Annotated in this window: 18 protein-coding genes and 1 pseudogene; 12 read left to right on the top strand and 7 right to left on the bottom strand. The window is 72.3% G+C overall.

The genetic code is table 11. The annotated features are described in order from the left end of the window. Positions 1–2 precede the first annotated feature (2 nt). The gene (gene recQ / locus J7462_RS10165; protein WP_219463735.1) at positions 3–1847 is read right to left on the bottom strand and encodes a DNA helicase RecQ; all 1845 of its coding nucleotides are present in this window, start codon (positions 1845–1847) and stop codon (positions 3–5) included. Positions 1848–2075: 228 nt separating this feature from the next. Between recQ and J7462_RS10160 the strand changes: the two genes are divergently transcribed. The 9 genes from J7462_RS10160 (at position 2076) to J7462_RS10120 (ending at position 9891) form a co-directional block, all read left to right on the top strand. Beyond that, positions 2076–2561, top strand: a complete 486-nt coding sequence (locus tag J7462_RS10160) for a hypothetical protein (protein WP_219463734.1) — start codon at positions 2076–2078, stop codon at positions 2559–2561. A gap of 269 nt (positions 2562–2830) precedes the next feature. Beyond that, entirely contained in the window at positions 2831–3742 is a 912-nt protein-coding gene (gene rapZ / locus J7462_RS10155; protein ID WP_208569204.1) for an RNase adapter RapZ, read from the top strand. Next, entirely contained in the window at positions 3739–4701 is a 963-nt protein-coding gene (yvcK, locus tag J7462_RS10150; RefSeq protein WP_219463731.1) for a uridine diphosphate-N-acetylglucosamine-binding protein YvcK, read from the top strand. Before rapZ ends, yvcK begins: the two co-directional genes overlap by 4 nt. 54 nt (positions 4702–4755) lie before the next feature. Further along, complete coding sequence (gene whiA / locus J7462_RS10145; RefSeq protein ID WP_091237335.1) at positions 4756–5736, top strand: DNA-binding protein WhiA; 981 nt, start codon at positions 4756–4758, stop codon at positions 5734–5736. 338 nt (positions 5737–6074) lie between these two features. Then, positions 6075–7079: a type I glyceraldehyde-3-phosphate dehydrogenase gene (gene gap / locus J7462_RS10140; RefSeq protein ID WP_208569202.1), complete on the top strand. Its 1005-nt coding sequence runs from the start codon at positions 6075–6077 to the stop codon at positions 7077–7079. Continuing rightward, complete coding sequence (gene pgk / locus J7462_RS10135; protein ID WP_219463730.1) at positions 7076–8275, top strand: phosphoglycerate kinase; 1200 nt, start codon at positions 7076–7078, stop codon at positions 8273–8275. The genes gap and pgk overlap by 4 nt, the downstream gene beginning before the upstream one ends. After that, positions 8275–9066, top strand: a complete 792-nt coding sequence (gene tpiA / locus J7462_RS10130) for a triose-phosphate isomerase (protein ID WP_208569200.1) — start codon at positions 8275–8277, stop codon at positions 9064–9066. Before pgk ends, tpiA begins: the two co-directional genes overlap by 1 nt. Positions 9067–9161: 95 nt before the next feature. After that, on the top strand, positions 9162–9422 hold the full coding sequence (gene secG / locus J7462_RS10125) for a preprotein translocase subunit SecG (protein ID WP_204959149.1): 261 nt from the start codon (positions 9162–9164) through the stop codon (positions 9420–9422). Positions 9423–9546: 124 nt separating this feature from the next. Beyond that, positions 9547–9891: an RNA polymerase-binding protein RbpA gene (locus J7462_RS10120; protein ID WP_208569199.1), complete on the top strand. Its 345-nt coding sequence runs from the start codon at positions 9547–9549 to the stop codon at positions 9889–9891. 154 nt (positions 9892–10045) lie between these two features. On the opposite strand, the gene pgl is transcribed toward J7462_RS10120, so the two are convergent. From pgl to tkt, 5 genes and pseudogenes are all read right to left on the bottom strand, one after another. Continuing rightward, positions 10046–10816, bottom strand: coding sequence for a 6-phosphogluconolactonase (gene pgl / locus J7462_RS10115; RefSeq protein ID WP_208569198.1), 771 nt, complete (start codon positions 10814–10816; stop codon positions 10046–10048). A gap of 219 nt (positions 10817–11035) precedes the next feature. Beyond that, complete coding sequence (locus J7462_RS10110; RefSeq protein ID WP_219463728.1) at positions 11036–12052, bottom strand: glucose-6-phosphate dehydrogenase assembly protein OpcA; 1017 nt, start codon at positions 12050–12052, stop codon at positions 11036–11038. Positions 12053–12083: 31 nt separating this feature from the next. After that, entirely contained in the window at positions 12084–13625 is a 1542-nt protein-coding gene (gene zwf / locus J7462_RS10105; protein WP_374197512.1) for a glucose-6-phosphate dehydrogenase, read from the bottom strand. A gap of 322 nt (positions 13626–13947) precedes the next feature. Beyond that, positions 13948–15114: pseudogene (tal, locus tag J7462_RS10100) on the bottom strand (transaldolase); the annotation flags it as partial. Positions 15115–15130: 16 nt separating this feature from the next. After that, positions 15131–17260, bottom strand: a complete 2130-nt coding sequence (tkt, locus tag J7462_RS10095; protein ID WP_219463726.1) for a transketolase — start codon at positions 17258–17260, stop codon at positions 15131–15133. A 264-nt stretch (positions 17261–17524) separates the two neighbouring features. On the opposite strand from tkt, the gene J7462_RS10090 reads away from it, so the two are divergent. The 3 genes from J7462_RS10090 to J7462_RS10080 all read left to right on the top strand — a co-directional run bounded on the left by J7462_RS10090 (position 17525) and on the right by J7462_RS10080 (position 20126). Beyond that, positions 17525–18484 (top strand): heme o synthase, encoded by a 960-nt coding sequence (locus J7462_RS10090; RefSeq protein ID WP_219463724.1) that lies wholly within the window; start codon positions 17525–17527, stop codon positions 18482–18484. Positions 18485–18847: 363 nt separating this feature from the next. Beyond that, positions 18848–19180 (top strand): hypothetical protein, encoded by a 333-nt coding sequence (locus J7462_RS10085; RefSeq protein ID WP_208569192.1) that lies wholly within the window; start codon positions 18848–18850, stop codon positions 19178–19180. Between the two features lie 13 nt (positions 19181–19193). Beyond that, positions 19194–20126 (top strand): RimK family alpha-L-glutamate ligase, encoded by a 933-nt coding sequence (locus J7462_RS10080; protein ID WP_219463722.1) that lies wholly within the window; start codon positions 19194–19196, stop codon positions 20124–20126. Between the two features lie 357 nt (positions 20127–20483). Here the strand turns inward: J7462_RS10080 and J7462_RS10075 are convergent, their stop codons facing one another. Beyond that, positions 20484–21482, bottom strand: a complete 999-nt coding sequence (locus J7462_RS10075; RefSeq protein WP_374197511.1) for a heme A synthase — start codon at positions 21480–21482, stop codon at positions 20484–20486. Positions 21483–21545 lie beyond the last annotated feature (63 nt).

Below are 21545 nucleotides of genomic sequence, written 5' to 3'. Positions count from 1 at the left end.
GGTCAGGGCTGGTCGGCGAGGACGGTGAGGATGGACTCGCCGTACTTGGCCAGCTTGTTCTCGCCGACGCCGCTGATCCTCGACAGCTCGGCCAGCGAGGTGGGGGAGTCGGTGGCGATCTGCCGCAGCGTCGCGTCGTGGAAGATCACGTACGCGGGCACGCCCTGTTCCTTGGCGGTGGCTCCCCGCCAGGCACGCAGCCGCTCGAACAGCGACCCGGCCGCCGGGGACAGCTCGGCGACCACGGTGGCCGCGCCGCGCGGCTTCGCCGAGCGGGCCGAGGCCACCTTCTCCGGCTCCCGGCGCATGGTGACCGTGCGGCGGCGGGCCAGCACGTCCGCGCTGGCCTCGGTGAGCGCCAGCGTGCCGTAGTCGCCCTCGACCGCCAGCAGCCCCTCGGCGAGCAGCTGCCGGACCACCCCGCGCCACTCCGTATCGCGCAGCTCGGTGCCGATGCCGAAGGTGCTCAGCGCGTCGTGGCCGTGCTGGCTGATCTTGTCGTTCTGCTTGCCGAGCAGGATGTCGACGCAGTGCCCGGCGCCGAAGCGCTGGTTGCGCTCCCGGTCGAGCCGGTAGACGGTGGACAGCAGCTTCTGCGCGGCCACCGTGCCGTCCCAGGTCTCCGGCGGGGTCAGGCAGGTGTCGCAGTTGCCGCAGTCGGCCGTGCCGGGCTGGCCGAAGTATTCGAGCAGCTGCACCCGTCGGCAGCGGACCGTCTCGCAGAGCGCCAGCATGGCGTCCAGGTGGGTGGCGAGGTTACGGCGGTGGGCCAGGTCGCCGTCGGACGTCTCGATCATCTTGCGTTGCTGCACCACGTCCTGGAGGCCGTAGGCGAGCCACGCCGTCGACGGCAGGCCGTCCCGGCCGGCCCGCCCGGTCTCCTGGTAGTAGCCCTCGACCGACTTGGGCAGGTCGAGGTGGGCCACGAAGCGGACGTCCGGCTTGTCGATGCCCATCCCGAAGGCGATCGTGGCGACCATGACCAGGCCGTCCTCGCGCAGGAAACGCTGCTGGTTGGTGGCGCGGGTGCCCGAGTCCAGGCCGGCGTGGTAGGGCAGCGCGGCGACCCCGTTGGCGACCAGGAACTCGGCAGTCTTGTCCACCGAGGCCCGGGACAGGCAGTAGACGATGCCGGCATCGCCCGGGTGCTCGTCGCGCAGCAGGGCCAGCAACTGCTTGCGCGGCTCCTTCTTGGGCACGATCCGGTACTGGATGTTGGGCCGGTCGAAGCTGGCCACGAAGTGCTTCGCCTCGGTCAGCTGGAGCCGGGTGGCGATCTCGGCCCGGGTGGCGCTGGTGGCGGTCGCGGTCAGCGCGATCCGGGGTACCGTCGGCCACCGCTCGTGCAGCATCGACAGGGCCAGGTAGTCGGGGCGGAAGTCGTGCCCCCACTGGGACACGCAGTGCGCCTCGTCGATGGCGAACAGGCCGATCCGGCCCCGGTCGAGCAGTTGCTGCACGCCCCGGGTGCCCAGCGCCTCGGGGGCCAGGTAGAGCAGATCCAGTTCCCCGGCGACGAAGGCCTGCTCGACCGTGCGCCGGGCCGCGTAGTCCTGCGTCGAGTTGAGGAAACCCGCGCGTACGCCGACCGCCGTCAGCGCGTCGACCTGGTCCTGCATGAGGGCGATCAGCGGGGAGACGACCACCGCGACGCCGTCGCGGACCAGCGCCGGGACCTGGTAACACAGTGACTTGCCGCCACCGGTGGGCATCAGCACCAGGGCGTCCCCACCGGCCACCACGTGATCGATGATTTCCTGCTGGAAGCCCCGGAAGGCGTCGTAGCCGAAGACCCGGCGGAGCACGTCGAGGGCGTCGGAGGCGCGCAACTCGGTGGGGGAGACCATCCGGGGAGTCTACGAGCCGGCCCCGACACCACCGTCCACGACGCCCCCGGACCCGCCCCGATCCGCCCCGCTTCCGGCGGCACCCTCGTCCTCAGCGGTGCCCCCGCCGGAGCCGGCGGGTGTCCGACCCGGCGGGCCCTCACCCGGTGCTGTCCCCGTCACCCCAGCAGAGGCCGCCGATGCCGGCGGCGCTGTGGAAGCCGAGACGCCGTGCGGTTGGATGGCCTGATGGCGGTACACATCGATATCGACGCACTCCGGGACGCGGCCGGGGTCGAGGTCTGCGCAGCGGCGGACAAGCTGACGGCCTCCGGCCAGCCGCCGGAGGTCCTCCCGGTCGACGGCGGAGCATCCGGGGTGGTCCACGAGGCGGGTCGGCCGCCGTACGAGGTCTGGGTGGGGGTCACGGCGGACGGCTTCACCGCCGAGTGCGACTGTGCCGCCGAGACCGACCTGTGTGCGCACGCGGTGGCCCTCACCGCCGCCGCCCTGGCCGAGGGCTTCGCGTGGTCGTCGACGGCCACCCCGCAGTTGGACCCGGCGGTCGACCCCCGGGTCGCGGAGCTGACCGTACTCGCGCGTGGGCTGCCCGCGCGCCGGCTGGCGGCGCTGGTCGCCGAGTGGGCGGCCACGGACCCGGTGTGGGAGGGCGCGCTACGGGCGCAGGCCGGCCAGCCCGCGCCCCGCACCGCCGTCGAACTGGACGGAGACTAGGACGATCGTGCCGCCACCGTCGCGGTGCGGAGGTGGTGACACTTCTCCCGTCGAGCGGTATGCCTGTCCGGCATAAATATGACGGACAGGCATACCGCTCCGCGCCAGGCAATGCTCCGGATGCCGGTCGAACGCCGAGCCGACCCCGCCGGGCGACCCGCCGTCGGGCGTGCCGGGATCGACGCCGCCCACCGGGATAGAGTCGTCGACTGACCCTGCGCGGTACGGGACCCATCGGGGCTCGCCGCCACGGAACCGGGAGTGGTGGAATGGGCGAGGCGCGGACAACCGGCGGGCACGTCGAGGGCGGCACGGCGGAGTCGGACACCACGCTGGTGGTGGTCACCGGCCTGTCCGGCGGTGGCCGCAGCACGGTGGCGCGCGCCCTGGAGAACGTCGGCTACTACGTGGTGGACAACCTGCCGCAGGCGCTGATGCTGGACATGGCCGAGCTGGCGATGAAGGCCGGCGGGGCGGCCCGGCGTACCGCGATGGTGCTGGACGTGCGGTCGCGGGCGTTCTCCACCGACCTGGCCGGGGCGATCCGGGAGCTGAAGGAACGTGGCTTCTCGCCCCGGGTGGTCTTCGTCGACGCCGACGACGAGGTGCTGATCCGGCGGTTCGAGAGCGTGCGCCGGTCGCACCCGTTGCAGGGTGAGGGGCGGTTGGCCGACGGGATCGCCGTCGAGCGGGCCCTGCTGGAGGAGGCCCGCGACCAGGCCGATGTGATCATCGACACCAGCCACCTCAACGTCAACCAGCTCCGCCGTCGGGTCGAGGAGCTGTTCGGCGGGGAGGACGCCCGGCGGTTGCGGCTCACCGTGCTCTCGTTCGGCTTCAAGTACGGCCTGCCGCCGGACGCCGATTTCGTCCTCGACGCCCGGTTCCTGCCGAATCCGTACTGGGTGCCGGAGCTGCGGGAGCACACCGGTCGGGAGGCGGCGGTCAGCGCGTACGTGCTCGGTCAGGAGGGCGCGGACGCCTTCGTCGCCTCGTACGCCGAGCTGGTCAACGCCACCACCGCCGGTTTCGAGCGGGAGGGCAAGCGTTACCTGACGGTGGCCGTGGGCTGCACCGGCGGCAAGCACCGCAGCGTGGCGATCGCCGAGGAGCTGGCCGAGCGGCTGCGCCAGTCGGGGCTGGCCGCCAATGCGCAGCACCGGGACCTGGGGCGGGAGTGACGGTGCGGTCGGTGGTCGCCTTCGGCGGGGGGCACGGACTGTCCGCCTCGCTGCGGGCGCTGCGGCACTGCGCCGGGGAGTTGGACCTGGACATCACCGCCGTGGTCACCGTCGGCGACGACGGCGGCTCCAGCGGCCGGCTCCGGGCCGAACGCGGCGGCCTGCCCCCGGGCGACCTGCGGCAGGCACTGGTCGCGTTGGCCGGGGACCATCCGGCCACCCGACGTAGCGCCGGGCTGTTCCAGCACCGGTTCGCCGGTGCCGCCCGGGACGGGCTGGCCGGTCACGCGGTGGGCAACCTGGTGCTCTGCGGCCTGATGGAGCAGCTCGGCGACCCGGTCGCCGCGCTGGCGCACGCGGGGGCGATGCTCGGCGCGGTCGGCCGGGTGCTGCCGATGTCCGCCCAGCCGGTGGACATCGAGGCCCGGGTCCGTGGCCTCGACCCGGCCCACCCCGACGAGGTACGCACGGTGCGCGGCCAGCACCAGGTGGCGGTGACCACCGGCACGGTGCAGGCGCTGCGGATCACCCCGGACGCCCCGGTGGCCTGCGCGGAGGCGGTGGCCGCGATCGGCGACGCCGACTGGTTGATCTTCGGACCGGGCAGCTGGTACACCAGCGTGCTGCCGCACCTGCTGGTGCCGGGGCTGGCCGAGGCGATCGTGACCAGCCCGGCCCGGCGACTGGTCACCCTCAACCTGGCCGCCGAGAAGGAGACCCTGGGTCTCTCGGTGGCCGACCACCTGGCCGCCCTGCGTTGGTACCTTCCGCAGCTCACCGTCGACTACGTGGTGGCCGACTCCAAGGCGGTGGGTGACCCCGAACCGGTCGGGCGTGCGGCAGAATCGCTTGGTGCCCGGTTGGTCCTCGCCCCGGTCGCCGTCGACGACGGCACGCCCCGTCACGATCCGGCCGCCCTGGCTGCCGCACTGGTGCCTGTCCTGGGCGTCGATCGTTAAGCACGTACGTAATCACCGGCGACACGCCGGTACCGGTCCGTGAGGGGGCGCACAATGGCGATGACGGCTGCGGTCAAGGACGAGCTGAGCCGGGTCGACGTGCCCAAGCCCTGCTGCCGGCGGGCGGAGATGGCGGCGCTGCTGCGCTTCGCCGGTGGGCTGCACATCGTCTCCGGTCGGGTGGTGGTGGAGGCGGAGCTGGACACCGGGGCGGTGGCCCGCCGGCTGCGCCGGGAGATCGCCGAGGTCTACGGCTATCCCAGCGAGATCCACGTGCTCGCCTCCGGCGGGCTGCGCAAGGGCAGCCACTTCATCGTCCGGGTGGTCAAGGACGGCGAGGCGCTGGCCCGGCAGACCGGCCTGCTCGACGTCCGGGGCCGGCCCGTACGCGGCCTGCCGCCGCACGTGGTGGCGGCGAACGTCTGCTGCGCGGTGGCGGCCTGGCGGGGCGCGTTCATGGCGCACGGCTCGTTGACCGAGCCGGGCCGCTCCAGTGCGTTGGAGATCACCTGCCCGGGGCCGGAGTCCGCGTTGGCACTGGTGGGGGCGGCCCGTCGGATCGGCATCACCGCCAAGAACCGGGAGGTGCGCGGGGTGGACCGGGTGGTGGTCAAGGACGGTGACGCGATCGCCGCGCTACTCACCCGGGTCGGCGCGCACTCCAGCGTGTTGGCCTGGGAGGAGCGTCGGGTACGCCGGGAGGTGCGGGCCACGGCCAACCGGTTGGCGAACTTCGACGACGCCAACCTGCGCCGCTCGGCGCGGGCGGCGGTGGCCGCCGCCGCCCGGGTCACCCGGGCACTGGAGATCCTCGCCGACGACGCGCCGAACCATCTCACCTCGGCCGGTCAGCTGCGGCTGGAGCACCGGCAGGCGTCGCTGGAGGAGTTGGGCGCGCTGGCCGACCCGCCGTTGACCAAGGACGCGATCGCCGGGCGGATCCGCCGGCTGCTGGCGTTGGCCGACAAGCGGGCCCGTGACCTGGGCATCCCGGATACCGAAGCGGCAGTCACGCCGGACATGCTCGTGGTCTGATAGGACGGTGGGCCGCCATCCCGCGGGCGCGTGCGAGGCACGGGCCGGCGGGCGTGACGTGCCCCGGGTCGGGTGGGTGGGGCGTGCCGTGCCGTCGACCCGACGGGGTCACCACCCGCCGCAGCACGGCGGGGCACGCTCGGATAGGGTCGTCAGGTACGGCAAGGGGGCCGGCACAGGCACTCCTCGCCGTGCACGCCGCCTCAGGCGGTCAGGTCCTCCCAGACCGTGGCGGGGTGGCCGAGACGAATCGTCAACGGCCGGCTCACCGGCCGGCGCACACACCTCCGCCGGCCCGTTCTGACGTCGGCGGACCAGAACGCGAGGAGATGGGACCTGTGACCATCCGGGTTGGCATCAACGGCTTCGGCCGCATCGGCCGTAACTTCTTCCGGGCCGTGCTGGCGTCCGGCGCCGACATCGAGGTCGTCGCCGTGAACGACCTGACCGACAACGCGACGCTCGCCCACCTGCTCAAGTACGACAGCATCCTCGGTCGTCTGCCGCACGAGGTCAAGGCCACCGCCGACGAGATCACCGTCGGTGGCAAGACCATCAAGGCGTTCGCCGAGAAGGACCCGTCGAAGCTGGCGTGGGGCGACGCCGGGGCGGACGTCGTCATCGAGTCCACCGGTTTCTTCACCGACGGCACCAAGGCCAAGGCGCACATCGACGGCGGGGCCAAGAAGGTCATCATCTCCGCCCCGGCGAAGAACGAGGACGTCACGGTCGTCATGGGCGTGAACCACGACCAGTACGACCCGGCCAAGCACACCATCATCTCGAACGCGTCGTGCACCACGAACTGCCTGGCCCCGATGGCGAAGGTCCTCCAGGACACCTTCGGCATCGAGAAGGGCCTGATGACCACGATCCACGCGTACACCCAGGACCAGAACCTCCAGGACGCGCCGCACAAGGACCTGCGTCGGGCCCGCGCCGCCGCGCTGAACATCGTCCCCACCTCGACCGGTGCCGCCAAGGCGATCGGGCTGGTGCTGCCGGTACTCAAGGGCAAGCTGGACGGTTACGCGCTGCGGGTGCCGATCCCGACCGGCTCGGCCACCGACCTGACCGTCGAGGTCGGCCGGGAGACCACCGTGGACGAGGTCAACGCCGCGATCAAGGCCGCCGCGGACGGCCCGCTCAAGGGCATCCTGGTCTACAACGAGGACCCGATCGTCTCGTCCGACATCGTCACCGACCCGGCGTCGTGCATCTTCGACGCGCCGCTGACCAAGGTCATCGGCAACCAGGTCAAGGTCGTCGGCTGGTACGACAACGAGTGGGGCTACTCCAACCGGCTCGTCGACCTGGTCAAGCTGGTGGGTTCCTCGCTGTGAGCATCCGCAACCTCGACGACCTGCTCGCCGAGGGGGTGTCAGGTCGGCGCGTGCTGGTGCGCGCCGACCTGAACGTCCCACTCGACAAGCAGACCGGGGAGATCACCGACGACGGCCGGATCCGGGCCGTCCTGCCCACCCTGGGCGCGCTCGTGCAGGCCGGGGCGAAGGTCGTGGTCTGCTCGCACCTGGGTCGCCCGAAGGGTGCCCCGGACCCGCAGTACAGCCTCCGCCCGGTTGCCGGGCGGCTCGGTGAGCTGCTCGACGCGCCTGTGCACTTCGCCACCGACACCGTCGGCGAGTCCGCCCGCAGCACCGTGGACGCGCTGGCCGACGGCCAGGTGGCCCTGCTGGAGAACCTCCGTTTCAACAAGGGGGAGACCAGCAAGGACGACACCGAGCGGGGGGCCTTCGCCGACCAGCTCGCCGCGTTCGGCGAGGCGTACGTGGACGACGCGTTCGGCGCGGTGCACCGCAAGCACGCCAGCGTCCACGACGTACCGGCCCGGCTGCCGCACGTCGCGGGCCGGCTGGTGCTGCGTGAGGTGGAGGTGCTGTCCCGGCTGGCCGGCGAGCCGGAGCGCCCGTACGTGGTGGTGCTCGGCGGTTCCAAGGTCTCCGACAAGCTGGCCGTGATCGAGGCGCTGCTGCCGAAGGTCGACCGGCTGCTCATCGGCGGCGGGATGTGCTTCACCTTCCTCAAGGCCCAGGGCCACGAGGTGGGCACCTCGCTGTTGGAGCAGGAGATGGTCGAGACCTGCGGCAACCTCCTGGCCCGCGCCGAGGGCAAGATCCTGCTCCCGGTCGACGTGGTGGCGGCCGACGCCTTCGCCCCGGACGCCGCGCACGACACGGTGCCCGCCGACGGCATCCCCAGCCACCGGCTCGGCCTGGACATCGGCCCGGAGACGGTGGCCGGCTTCACCGCCGCCCTGTCGCAGGCTAAGACGGTCTTCTGGAACGGCCCGATGGGCGTGTTCGAGATGCCGGCGTTCGCCAACGGCACCCGGGGTGTCGCCGAGGCGATCACCAAGACCGACGCGTTCACCGTGGTCGGTGGCGGTGACTCGGCGGCGGCCGTGCGGGCCCTCGGGCTGGACGAGTCGTCGTTCGGGCACATCTCCACGGGTGGCGGCGCCTCCCTGGAATACCTGGAGGGCAAGACCCTCCCCGGCATCGCGGCCCTGGAGAACTGATGGCGAGCGTCACCCGCCGGCCGCTGATGGCCGGCAACTGGAAGATGAACCTCAACCACCTCGAGGCCAACCTGCTGGTGCAGAAGCTGGCCGCGAGCCTCACCGAGCAGCAGCTCACCGCCGTCGAGACGGTGGTCCTGCCGCCCTTCACCGACCTGCGCACCGTGCAGACCGCGGTGGACGGCGACAAGCTGCTCATCGGCTACGGCGGGCAGGACCTCTCGCCGTACCAGTCCGGCGCGTACACCGGGGACATCTCCGGGGCGATGCTGGCCAAGCTGGGCTGCACCTACGTGGCGGTCGGGCACTCGGAGCGGCGGCAGTACCACTACGAGGACGACGCGATCGTCAACGCGAAGGTGGCCGCCGCGCTGGCCAACGGGCTCACCCCGATCCTCTGCATCGGTGAGGGCCTGGAGATCCGCGAGCAGCTGCGGCACGTGCCGCACTGCTGCGACCAGCTCGACGGCGCCCTGAAGGGGCTCACCGCCGAGCAGGTCACCAAGGTCGTGGTGGCCTACGAGCCGGTCTGGGCGATCGGCACCGGCAAGACGGCCACCCCCGAGGACGCCCAGGAGGTCTGCGGGGAGGTCCGCAAGCGGCTGGTCGAGACCTACGACCAGGGCACCGCGGACCAGGTCCGGATCCTCTACGGCGGCTCGGTGAAGTCGTCCAACGTCGCGTCGATCATGTCCCAGCCGGACGTGGACGGGGCGCTCGTGGGCGGGGCCAGCCTGGACGCCGAGGAGTTCGCGAAGATCTGCCGCTTCCCGGAGCACACGGGTCGCTGATCGCTCGCTATTCTTGACTCCGCCCGTCCACCGGTCGGTGCCGCCGTGCCCGATCTGTCCGGGCGAGGATCGTAACGAGAGGACTGACCCCAGCCATGCCGATCTGGTTCGCATACACGTTGATCGTGTTGCTGGTCATCACGAGCGTTCTGCTCACCATGCTCATTCTGCTGCACCGGGGTAAGGGCGGCGGGCTGTCGAGCATGTTCGGCGGCGGGGTCAGCTCCAGCCTGGCCGGCTCGTCGGTGGCCGAGAAGAACCTGGACCGCTACACCGTCCTGGTGAGCATCGTCTGGTTCGCCTGCATCATCGGGCTCGGCCTCTGGCTCCGGCTCCAGCTCAACAGCGGGTCCTGAGCGACACGATCAGGTCGTACAATCTGCGCGCGGTCCGTCACGGACCGCGCGCAGTTGTGTTTCTCCGCCACCGTCGCCCACCGCCCGCCTCAGGCGGTGGTCCCCTCCGACGACAGGAGCGAGTGTGCCCAGTGGCAACGTCATCCGCGGTTCCCGGATCGGTGGGGCGCCGGAGCGCCCCACCGAACGCTACGAGCCGGCCCCCCGTCGCGCGGTCACCTACTGGTGCCGCAACGACCACGCCACCGAGATCCGGTTGGCGTTGGACGCCGAGGAGCCGGCCGTCTGGGACTGTCCGCGCTGCGGCCTGCCCGCCGGCCAGGACGCCCAGAATCCGCCCGGACGTACCCGTCCCGAGCCCTACAAGACCCACCTGGCGTACGTGAAGGAGCGGCGTACCCCGGAGGAGGGGGAGGCGCTGCTGGCGGAGGCGTTGGCCGCGCTGCGCCGCCGACGCGGTCGGGAGTGACCGCCCCGGCGGTGACGCTGCGACCCCAAGCGACCGCCCGGCGGTGACACCTCGACCCGGAGCGACCGCCCGGCGGTGACGCCCGCTGCGGCCGGGTGTGACCGCCCCGGCGGTGGGGGCGTGCTGACCCGGCTCGCGGCCGGGCCGCCCAGGCTCAGCGCAGGCTGCGCAGCCGGGCCGGCACGTCGGCCGCCGCCGCCCGGTCGAGCAGCCAGAGGGTACGCGAGACGCCCTGCACCCCGGCGGCGGGCACCTGCTTCGGGCCGGCACCGGCCAAAGCCATCCCCACCGACCGCGCCTTGTCGGGCCCACTGGCGACCAGCCAGACCTCCTCGGCGGTGTTGATCGCCGGCAGGGTGAGGGTGGTCCGCACCGGCGGCGGCTTCGGGCTGCCCCGTACCGCGCTGACCGGTCGGGTGTCGTGGTGCACCGGGTGCTCGGGGAAGACCGACGCCACGTGCCCGTCCTCGCCGACGCCCAGCATCAGCACGTCGAAGTGCGGCAGTGCCGCGTGACCGGGCCGGGCCGCCCGCGCCAACTCCTCGGCGTACGCGGCGGCACCGGCCTCCGGGTCGTCGCCGGTGGGGCCGTCGGTGGCCGGCATCGGGTGCACCCGGGCCGGGTCCAGCGGCACCAGGTCCAGCAGCGCGGCCCGGGCCTGCGTCTCGTTGCGGTCCGGGTCGCCGGCCGGCAGGAAGCGCTCGTCGCCCCACCAGACATCCACCCGGGACCAGTCGACGGCGTCGTGGGCGGGCAGGGTGAGCACCGCCCGGTGCACCGCCGCGGCGATCCGCCCGCCCGTCAACACGATCGACGCCGCACCCCGCTCCGCCTGCGCGTCGAGCAGCTTCACCACCAGCCGGGCCGCCACCGCCTGCGCCAGCAGGTCGGCGTCGGCGTGGACCGCGACACTCGCCTCACTCATCTTGGCCTTCTTTTCCTGACCGCTCGGCGCGGTCCTGCTCGTGGGGGCGGGGACCGGTCGGCCCGCCGGGTGCCGGTGTCACCGGAGGTCTCGTCGTCGTGCGGGCCGCCGGTCGACTCCGGCGACGGGCGGGAGAGGACACCCGCCCACCCGGGAACGGACCCCGGCTGGCCCTAACGGCCGGTGGGCGGCCCCGCAGGACCGCCCACCGACACATGCTCAGGATGTCGTGCTGGTGTCGGCGTGCGCGCTCACGCCCGCCTCCGCCCGGCGCGCGGTGGCCGGATCCTTCCAGACGTGCACCCGCTGGGGCGGACGCTGCTCCAGGCCGGACAGGCCGGCCGCCGTGCCCAACGCCTCGGCGTACACCTGGTCGGCGTCGAGCCGGCGCAGCTCCTCGGCCAGCTCGTCACCGAGCGGGCGACGCACCAGCGGCAGCACCCGGTCGTCCTGGCCGGTACGCCGGAACGTCGCCAGGCTGTCGTCCCGGGTCAACGTCAACTCGTCGCCGTTGGCGCAGCGCAGCTGCACCTGACGCATCCTCGGGTGGTCGTCGGTGTGCTGCCACTGCGGTTGGATGCCGAGCCGGGCGGCCAGCCACCCCTGCATCAGCGCCGCCGTCGGGTCCCGGCGGGGGGCCACCACCGTCGCCTCGGTGACCCGCGCCTCGGTGGTGTCGAACGCCCCGGCGACCAGGGTGCGCCACGGGGTGATCCGGGTCCACGCCAGGTCGGTGTCGCCGGGGGCGTAGTCCCGAGCCCGTTCCCGCAGCGCCTCGACCGGGTCGACGGCCTGCGCGCAGTCGGTGATCCGCCGGTCGGCGACCACCCCGAGGAAGTCGGTGGCGATCTCCGCCGGTGGTTCGCCGTGCCACCAGGTGACCACCGGTACGTCCGGCACCAGCAGCGGCATCACCACCGACTCGGCGTGCAGGGCCAGCCGGCCGTACATCCGGGTCACCACCGCCTCGCAAGGGCCCAGCCGGCCGCCGACCACGATCTCGGCGTCCAACCGGTTGCGTTCCCGCTCCACGTCGGCGCGTACGACGACGAGCAGCCGGCACGGGTGGGCGGCGGCGGCGATGGTGGCCGCCGCCTCGGCTTCCCGGACCCGCTTCTCGTCGACCACGACGATCAGGGTGAGCGCCATCCCGCTGGCCACCCCGCCCGCGCTGCGCCGCTCGGCGGCGAGCGCCTTGACCACCTCGTTGCCGGTGGTGTCCCACAGCCCGATCAATGGAGCCTCCTGGTTCGCTCGCTCTGCTCGCTCACGCTCTCCGCCAAGCCCGGCCCTCGCGGGCCAGCATCTCGTCGGCGGCCCGGGGACCCCACTCGCCGGACCGGTAGGGCTCCGGCTTGGTGCCCTCCCAGGCGTGCTCCAGCGGGTCCACCACCGCCCAGCTCTGCTCCACCTCGGAGGCGTCGGGGAAGAGTGTCCGGTCGCCGATCAGCACGTCCAGCACGAGCCGCTCGTACGCCTCGGGGCTGGACTCGGTGAACGCCTCGCCGTACTGGAAGTCCATCGCGATGTCGCGGACCTCCATGGTGGTGCCGGGCACCTTCGAGCCGAACTTGAGCACCACGCCCTCGTCCGGCTGCACCCGGATGACCAGCTGGTTGTTGCCCAGCGACTCCATGTCGGCCGTGTTGAACGGCAGGTGCGGGGCCTTCTTGAACATGATGGCCACCTCGGTGACCCGCCGGGGCAGCCGCTTGCCGGCCCGGATGTAGAACGGCACCCCGGCCCAGCGGCGGTTCTGGATGCCCAACTCGACGGCGACGTACGTCTCGGTGGTCGAGTGCGCCGGGACGCCCTCCTCGTCGAGGTAGCCGACGGCCCGTTCGCCACCCACCCAACCGGGCAGGTACTGACCGCGCACGGTGCCCCGGGACACGTCCTTCGGCAGGGTGATCGCCTTGAGCACCTTGAGCTTCTCGGCCCGGATCTCGTCGGCGTCGAAGCTGGTGGGCTCCTCCATGGCGACCAGGGCGAGCAGCTGGAGCAGGTGGTTCTGGAGCACGTCGCGGGCGGTGCCGACCGAGTCGTAGAAGCCGGCCCGGGTGCCGATGCCGACGTCCTCGGCCATGGTGATCTGCACCGAGTCGACGTACTTGGAGTTCCACAGCGGCTCGAACAGGTTGTTGGCGAACCGCAGGGCGAGGATGTTCTGGACCGTCTCCTTGCCCAGGTAGTGGTCGATCCGGAAGACGTCCTGCCGGGTGAACACGTCGTCGACCAGGTCGTTGAGTTCCTTGGCCGAGGGCAGGTCGTTGCCGAACGGCTTCTCCACCACCACCCGCCGCCAGCCGCCGCACTTGTCGTTGTCGGCCATGCCGGTGCGGGCCAGCTGCTTGAGCACCACCGGGAAGGCCGTCGGGGGGATGGAGAAGTAGAACGCGGCGTTGCCGTGGATGCCGTGGCTGTCGCGCAGCTGGTTCAGCGTCGAGGCGAGCTTGTCGAAAGCGGCGTCGTCGTCGAACGAGCCACCGACGAACTTGATGTTGCCGGCCAGCCGGCCCCACACCTCCTCCCGCCACGGTGTCCGGGCGTGCTTCTTCGCCGACTCGTGGGCCAGTGCCTCGAAGTCGCCGTCGCCCCAGTCCCGGCGGGCGAAGCCCAGCACCACGAAACCGGGCGGCAGCAGCCCCCGGTTGGCCAGGTCGTAAACCGCCGGCAGCAGCTTCTTGCGCGCCAGGTCACCGGTCACCCCGAAGATCACCAGGGCGCACGGCTCCGGGATCCGGGGGAGCCTTCGGTCCTGCGCGTCGCGCAGCGGATTCACGCCGTCTCCTCGCTCCGTCTGGTCCATGTCGTCCATCGTCACGCCCGCCATTGTCCGATCGCGTCCAGCCGGGCCGGTGCGGCCGGCCTGTCGGCCGGGGCCGGCGCAGCATCGGCCGGCCCCGGTCGGATGGTGCCACCGGGATGCCCCGCGCGTACAGGGCAGCCGGTACGGCGGCGGGCGCGGTCGTCGCGACCGCGTCCGCCCCGTTCACCGCGCGACCGGCGGCGGCATCGGCCGCGCCGGTCGACAGGTCACTCACGTCGCCACCGGTGCTGCGGTGACGACGGCGTGGCACGTCGCGGGGCCGGGCCCCGCGACGCCGGCGACGCCGTCGGTCACGCGTTGCCCCGGCCCGCTGGGCCGCCTCGGCGTTGCCCTTGGCGGCCTCGTTCGGCGTGCCGGTGCCCTGCGCCGCCGCGCTCAGCGACTTGCGGACACCTTCGAGCAGCTCACCCCAGCTGGCCTCGAACTTCTCCACGCCCTCCCGTTCCAGGGTGGCGATCACGTCGGCCATGTCGACGCCGACGGCGGCCAGGTCGGCGAAGACCTTCCGGGCGGCCTCGTACGCGCCGGTGATGGTGTCGCCCCGGGTCTCCCCGTGCTCGGCGTACGCCGTCACGACCGACTCGGGCATGGTGTTGACGGTGCCCGGCGCGATCAGCTCCTCGACGTAGATCACGTCGCGGTAGTCCGGGTTCTTGGTCGAGGTCGACGCCCACAGCGGGCGCTGCGGGTGGGCGCCCGCATCGGCCAGGGCCTGCCACCGGTCGGAGGAGAAGACCTCGGTGTAGCGCTCGTAGGCGAGCTGGGCGTTGGCGACGGCGGCCTTGCCGCGCAGCGCCTTGGCCTCCTCGGAACCGATCTTGTCGAGCTGCTTGTCGATCTCGGAGTCGACCCGGGAGACGAAGAACGAGGCCACCGAGCCGATGCCGGACAGGTCGTGGCCGTTGGCCTTGGCCTGCTCCAGGCCGGTGAGGAACGCCTCCATCACCGCGGAGTAGCGGTCCAGCCCGAAGATCAGCGTCACGTTGACGCTGATCCCCTCGGCCAGGGTGGCGGTGATCGCCGCCAGCCCCGCCTCGGTCGCCGGGATCTTGATGAACAGGTTCGGCCGGTCCACCAGCCACCACAGCGCCTTGGCCTCGGCGACCGTCTTGTCGGTGTCGTGGGCGACCCGGGGGTCGACCTCGATGGAGACCCGCCCGTCGACGCCGTCGCTGCCGTCGTACGACGGGCGCATCACGTCGCACGCCCAGCGCACGTCGTAGGTGGTGAGCATCCGGACGGCCTCTTCGACCTCGATGCCCCGGGTGGCGAGGTCCTTGAGCTGCCAGTTGTACTCGTCGGCGTCGCTCAACGCCTTGGCGAAGATCGTCGGGTTGGTGGTCACCCCGGCCACGTGCTTCTCGCGGCGGAGCTGGTCCAGCCCGCCGGAGCTCAGTCGTACCCGGGAAAGGTCGTCGAGCCAGACCGCCACTCCGGCGGCGCTCAGTTCCTTCAGTCGGTCCGTCATGCCGTGCACGCTCCCCTCAACTGCCGGTCGTGAAACCGGTGATGTCGCCCACCCGCGCCAGCGACGCGTGTGCCGCCGCGACGATCCGGTCGGGGGTGAACCCGAACTGCTCGAACAGCACCGTGTGCGGCGCGCTTGCTCCGTAGTGCTCCAGGCTGACGCTCTCGCCCAGGTCACCGACGACACCCCGCCAGGACATCCCGATCCCGGCCTCCACGCTCACCCGGGCCTTGACCCCGCGCGGCAGCACCGACTCCCGGTACGCCTCGTCCTGCTCGTAGAACCACTCCTGGCAGGGCATCGACACCACTCGGGTCGGGGTGCCGTCGGCCTCCAGCCGCTCCCGGGCGGTGAGGCAGAGCTGCACCTCGGAGCCGGTGCCCACGATGATCACCTGCGGCTTGCCGGTGGACGCCTCGGCCAGCACGTACCCGCCCTTGGCGGTGCCCTCGGCGCCGGCGTACTGCTCCCGGTCCAGGGTCGGCAGCGGCTGCCGGCTCAGCGCCAGCGCGGTCGGCCGGTCGGTGTGCTCCAGCGCCTGCCGCCAGGCCCAGGCGGTCTCGTTGGCGTCGGCCGGGCGGACCACGTCCAGGCCCGGGATGGCGCGCAGTGCGGTCAGGTGCTCCACCGGCTGGTGGGTCGGCCCGTCCTCGCCGAGGCCGATCGAGTCGTGCGTCCAGACGTACGTCACCGGCAGCTTCATCAGGGCGGCGAGCCGCACCGACGGGCGCATGTAGTCGCTGAAGACCAGGAAGGTGCCGCCGTACGGGCGGGTGCCGCCGTGCAGCGCGATGCCGTTGAGGATCGCGCCCATGGCGTGCTCACGGATGCCGAAGTGCAGCGTGCGGCCGTACTCGTGGCCGGGGAAGTCCTTGGTGGCGTGGGCGGCCGGGATGAACGACGGCTCGCCCTTCATGGTGGTGTTGTTGCTCTCCGCCAGGTCGGCCGAGCCGCCCCACAGCTCCGGCAGCACCGGGGCGAGCGCCTCCAGCACCTTGCCGGACGCGGCCCGGGTGGCCACGCCCTTGGCGTCGGCGGGGAAGGTCGGCAGCGCGTCCGTCCAGCCCTGCGGGAGCACCCGGCCGGCGATCCGGTCGTAGAGCGCCCTGCGCTCCGGGTTGGCCTGCGCCCAGCCGTCGAACTCGCCGGTCCACGCCTGCTCGGCCTCGGTGCCCCGGGTCAGCACCCCACGGGCGTGGGCGAGCACGTCCTCGTCGACCTGGAAGCTCTGCTGCGGGTCGAAACCGAGGATCTCCTTGGTGGCCTTCACCTCGTCGGCGCCGAGCGCCGAACCGTGGATCTTGCCGGTGTTCTTCTTGTTGGGCGCGGGCCAGCCGATGATGGTGCGCAGCGCGATGAACGAGGGACGGCCGGTCTCGGCCTTCGCCGCCAGCAGCGCCTGGTAGAGCGCCTCGATGTCCTCGTGGTAGTCGCCCTGGTCGGCGTCGCCGGCCCGCCAGTCGACGGTCTGCACGTGCCAGCCGTACGCCGCGTAGCGCGCCGCCACGTCCTCGCTCTTGGCGATGCGGGTGTCGTCCTCGATGGAGATCTCGTTGTCGTCGTAGATCAGCGTGAGGTTGCCCAGCTGCTGGTGCCCGGCCAGCGCGCTCGCCTCGTGGCTGATGCCCTCCTCGATGTCGCCGTCGGAGGCGATGCACCAGATCTGGTGGTCGAAGACGGACTGCCCCGGCTCGCTCTCCGGGTCGAACAGGCCACGCTCGCGGCGGGCCGCCATCGCCATCCCGACCGCGTTGCCCAGGCCCTGCCCGAGCGGGCCGGTGGTGGTCTCGACACCGGGGGTGTGCCCGTGCTCCGGGTGACCCGGGGTGAGCGAGCCCCACTGCCGCAGCGACTTCAGGTCGTCCAGGCTCAGCGGGTAGCCGGACAGGAAGAGCTGGATGTAGAGCGTGAGGCTGGAGTGCCCGGCGGACAGCACGAACCGGTCCCGGCCGGGCCAGTTCGGGTCGGCCGGATTGTGCCGCATCACCCGGTTGAACAGCAGGTACGCCGCGGGCGCGAGGCTCATCGCGGTGCCGGGGTGGCCGTTGCCGGATTTCTCCACGGCATCCATGGCCAGGACGCGGACGGTGTCGACGGCCCGGCGGTCGAGGTCGGTCCAGTTGAGTGCGGGTCGGTTGGCAGCCACTATGGTTGTGCTCCTCGGCAGATGGGCGGAACCCTCAGTGGTGACCCTATCGAGCGGGTCTAAACGTCCGCCCGGGGATCTCAGCAGGCAGTTACGTATGGGCGGGCCGGATCGTTCGGTCACCCGTCAGGTGTGACGGCCCGCACCGTTGTCGGGTCGCCCGGGCAGCGAAAACGACGACGCGTAGTGTGTGGTGCGGTGTGTGGGCCCCGACGGGGCCCCGCCGAACCGACTTCCCCTGCCGATGCCGGAAGGTGGCAATCCGTGAGCATGATCACCGAGCGCCCCGTCAGCAACCCTGCCGGGCAGCCGCCGGTGCGCACGGTGGCCGGGGAGCCGGCGTCCCGGCGGCGGGACGTGCGCGCGGTGCTGTCGGCGTACGTGACGCTGACCAAGCCGCGCATCGTGGAGCTGCTGCTGGTGACCACGGTGCCGGCGATGATGCTCGCCGACGGTGGCCTGCCGTCGCTGTGGCTGATGGCGGTGGTGCTGGTCGGTGGTTCGCTCGCCGCCGGTGCGGCGAGCGTGCTCAACTGCTACATCGACCGGGACATCGACCAGTTGATGCGCCGGACCAAGCGGCGTCCCCTGCCGGCGCACACCGTCTCGCCCCGCAGCGCCCTGGTCTTCGGGCTGGTGCTGGCGGCGGTGTCGGTCGCCCTGATGGCGACGTTCACCAACCTGCTGGCCGCGGCGTTGACGTTGGCCGCGATCGCCTACTACGACCTGGTCTACACCCTCTGGCTCAAGCGCACCACGACGGCGAACACGTTCTGGGGCGGGGCGTGCGGGGCGGCGCCGGTGCTGATCGGCTGGGCCGCGGTGACCGGGTCGTTGGCACCGGCGGCCTGGGTGCTGTTCGCGGTGGTCTTCTTCTGGCAGATGCCGCACTTCTACCCGCTGGCGATGAAATACAAGGACGACTATGCCCGCGCCGGCATCCCGATGCTGCCCGTGGTGGCTTCGGCCCGGCGGGTCAACGCCGAGATCCTGATCTTCGCCTGGTTGACCGTGGCGACCTCGCTGGCGCTGTGGCCGCTGGGCATGAGCGCGATCTACGGGGTGCCGACCGCCCTGGTGGGTGCGGTCTTCCTGGTCGAGGCGCACAAGCTCTGCCGGCGGGTGACCCGGGGCGAGCCGGTCAAGCCGATGCGCCTGTTCCACTGGTCGACCACGTACCTGACCATCGTCTTCGCCGCGGTGGCCCTCGACGCGCTGCTCTGACGCGGCACAGGAGCGTCTGGCAGTGGGCGCCGGCTGAGGACGGCACGGTCCTGCGCGGGGTGGACGTCTACCGGGTACGCGACGGCCGCATCGCCGCCAAGGACGTCTACGGCAAGCTCACCGTCGATGTCGAGTGGCCACGTTGATCCGCGCTCCCGTCGACCGGACAGCCCACGGACGCCGGCGGACTGCACTGTCTGCATCTGGACAGATTATGGCGATCCAGGCGAGTCGTTACGCCCGTATTTATCCGACATGCCTGGTCAATCGGCCCAGCGGTTCCGATAAACCCTCGGGTAATTGGTATCACAAATAGTTCATGATTCTCGCGCGTAGGGGTGCAAGTCTGCTTAGGCTTCGCGCATGGCAGAAGGTTCCGATACGACGCTGACGGCTGAACAGACCGCCGAGCCGGCCCCCACCGGGCTGGTCTCGGGCATCAAGTCCTTCGCCGCCGGACACGGCGGCGCGAAGGCGGTCATCGAGTACGTCGGCAAGCGTGGCGCGCGGATCGTCCTGGTCGGCGCTGACGGTGCGTGGGGCGACCAGTTCGCCGAGGACACCGTGACCGCCCGGGAGGCGTGCGCGCAGGCGGGGGTCACCGTCGAGAACGCCTGGGAGCGTGAGCTGATGGACCAGATGCGGCCGAGCAACGACCTGTGGCGGTCGATGGCCCGACGCACGATGGCCCGCTGACCCGGTCGGCCCGTTGACCGACGACACCGTGACCCACCACCAGTCGACCCGGGGGAAACCCCGGGTCGCTCTCGTCACCTGCGCCCGCTTCGCCGATCTCTACCCCGACGACCGGCTCGTGCTCGCCCCGCTGGCGGCACGGGACGTCACCGTCGAGGCCGCCGTCTGGGACGACCCCCGGGTCGACTGGGAGGGCTACGACCTGGTCGTGCTCCGTTCGCCCTGGGACTACGCCCCACGCCGCGACGAGTTCGTCACCTGGGCCCGTACGGTGCCGACCCTGGCCAACCCCGCCGACGTGGTCGAGTGGAACACCGACAAGCGCTACCTCGGTGAGCTCGCCGCAGCCGGGGTGCCCACCGTGCCGACCTCCTGGGTCGCGCCGGGTGACGCCTGGGTCCCGCCTCCACCGCCCGGCGGGTACGTGGTCAAGCCGACGGTCAGCGCCGGCAGCCAGGACACCGGCCGGTACGACGCGGCCGACCCGGGACACGGGGACCTGGCCGTCGCACACGTCCGTCGGTTGTCGTCGGCCGGCCGGGTCGCCATGGTCCAGCCCTACCTGGACGCGGTGGACACCGCCGGTGAGACCGCCCTGCTCTTCGTGGCCGGCCCGGACGGCCTGACGTTCAGCCACGCCATCCGCAAGGGCGCCATGCTCGACGGCCCCGACCTGGGCGTCGAGGGGCTCTTCCGGCCGGAGGAGATCAGCCCGCGCACCCCCACCGACGCCCAGTTGGCCGTCGCCGCGCGGGTGCTGGCGGAGGTCCCGGGCGGCCCGCAGCGGCTGCTCTACGCCCGGGTGGACCTGCTTCCCGGCCCGGACGGCGAACCCGTGCTGATCGAGCTGGAGCTGACCGAGCCCTCGCTGTTCCTCGGTCACGCCGACGGTGCGCCCGAGCGCCTCGCCGACGCGGTGCTCACCCACCTCACCCGCCGCAGCTGACCTTCCCCACCCGCCCCGCCCGCGCCCACCCGCCCCGCGCCACCCAGCCCCGCGCCCGCCCGCCCGCGCCGTCGGGCCGGGTGCGGCCGGCTACTTCCAGGTTGTAGTGGCCTTCTTCGGCGGTGAGGCCACTACGACCTGGTTCGAGTGCGATCTCGGCACCAGGACCGGCGAGTGTGGCAGGGCCCGCGAGTGGGGCAGGGCCCGCGAGTGGGGCAGGGCCCGCGAGTGGGGCAGGGCCCGCGAGTGTGGCAGGGCCCGCGAGTGGGGCAGGGCCCGCGAGTGGGGCAGGGCCCGCGAGTGGGGCAGGGCCCGCGAGTGCACCAGGACCGCGAGTGCGGCAGGGGCCGCAGGCGGTCAGACGGTGGCGGGCAACCGGTCCTCGGTCAGGGGTCGTGCGGGACCGGCCGGCAGCGGGTCGGCCGTGGCCGGACGGCGCTGCCGGGTCGACCAGAGCATCGCCAGGGTGGCCAGCAGCACCAGGCAGGAGCCGAGCATGTGCGCGGCGACCAGCACGCCCGGCAGGTGGGTGAAGTACTGCACGAAACCGATCAGGCCCTGCCCCAGTTCCACCGCGACCAGCACCAGGGCGGCGCGGGCCGGGCCGGCCGCGCCGACCGCCCGCAACGCCAGGACCAGCGCGACGGAGAGCCCGATCAGCAGGAACACCCCGTCGGCGTGCACCTGGGAGATCGTCTCGGGGTCCAGCCCGTTGCGGGCCGCCCCGTGGTCGCCGGCGTGCGGGCCGCTGCCGGTCACCCAGGTCCCGACGACCAGCACCGCGACGCTGACGGCGGTGGTGAGCCGGGCGAGGGTACGCAGCGGCCGGGGCACCACCGGCTCCGCCGGCCCGTCGGGGTCGACGATCCGCCGCCAGAGGGCGTACGCGGCGGCGATGACCGCCATCGAGGCGAGGAAGTGCAGTCCGACCACCCACGGGTTGAGGTTGGTCAGCACGGTGATCCCGCCGATCACGGCCTGCGCGGGGATGCCGAGGAACACCGCCACCGCCAACCCGGTCAGCCCGGGGCGTCGGGGCCGCTGGGCCAGCACGGCCAGCAGGGTGGCCAGCGCGATCGCCCCGACGGCGAAGGTGAGCAGCCGGTTGCCGAACTCGATCACCCCGTGCACGCCCATCTCGGTGGTGGTGGTGTACGACGCGTCGGTGCACCGGGGCCAGGTCGGGCAGCCGAGCCCCGACGCGGTGAGCCGGACGGCCCCGCCGGTCACCACGATGGCCACGTTTGCCACGATCGAGGCGTACGCGAGGCGGCGCAGCAGGGTGGTCGAGACCGGGTGGCGGTCGAGCAGGCGGGCCAGCACGGCGGGGACCGGGAACCGGACGGATCGCTTCACGCCGCGAATCCTACGCACCGTAGTTGATCCCGATCGGGTGACTCCGGCACCCCGGTGGGCGGA

The organism is Micromonospora sp. RL09-050-HVF-A, from assembly GCF_019374995.1.
Taxonomy (GTDB): domain Bacteria; phylum Actinomycetota; class Actinomycetes; order Mycobacteriales; family Micromonosporaceae; genus Micromonospora; species Micromonospora antibiotica.
Note: the sequence above shows the minus strand (reverse complement) of the source record. Positions and strands in the feature narration are given on the sequence as shown.

What these genes read in the sequence shown, in the direction of transcription:
- recQ (WP_219463735.1), bottom strand. Translation starts at nt 1,847, where the DNA reads ATGGTCTCCCCCACCGAGTTGCGCGCCTCCGACGCCCTCGACGTGCTC.
- J7462_RS10160 (WP_219463734.1), top strand. Translation starts at nt 2,076, where the DNA reads ATGGCGGTACACATCGATATCGACGCACTCCGGGACGCGGCCGGGGTC.
- rapZ (WP_208569204.1), top strand. Translation starts at nt 2,831, where the DNA reads ATGGGCGAGGCGCGGACAACCGGCGGGCACGTCGAGGGCGGCACGGCG.
- whiA (WP_091237335.1), top strand. Translation starts at nt 4,756, where the DNA reads ATGGCGATGACGGCTGCGGTCAAGGACGAGCTGAGCCGGGTCGACGTG.
- tpiA (WP_208569200.1), top strand. Translation starts at nt 8,275, where the DNA reads ATGGCGAGCGTCACCCGCCGGCCGCTGATGGCCGGCAACTGGAAGATG.
- secG (WP_204959149.1), top strand. Translation starts at nt 9,162, where the DNA reads ATGCCGATCTGGTTCGCATACACGTTGATCGTGTTGCTGGTCATCACG.
- pgl (WP_208569198.1), bottom strand. Translation starts at nt 10,816, where the DNA reads ATGAGTGAGGCGAGTGTCGCGGTCCACGCCGACGCCGACCTGCTGGCG.
- zwf (WP_374197512.1), bottom strand. Translation starts at nt 13,625, where the DNA reads ATGGACCAGACGGAGCGAGGAGACGGCGTGAATCCGCTGCGCGACGCG.
- J7462_RS10085 (WP_208569192.1), top strand. Translation starts at nt 18,848, where the DNA reads ATGGCAGAAGGTTCCGATACGACGCTGACGGCTGAACAGACCGCCGAG.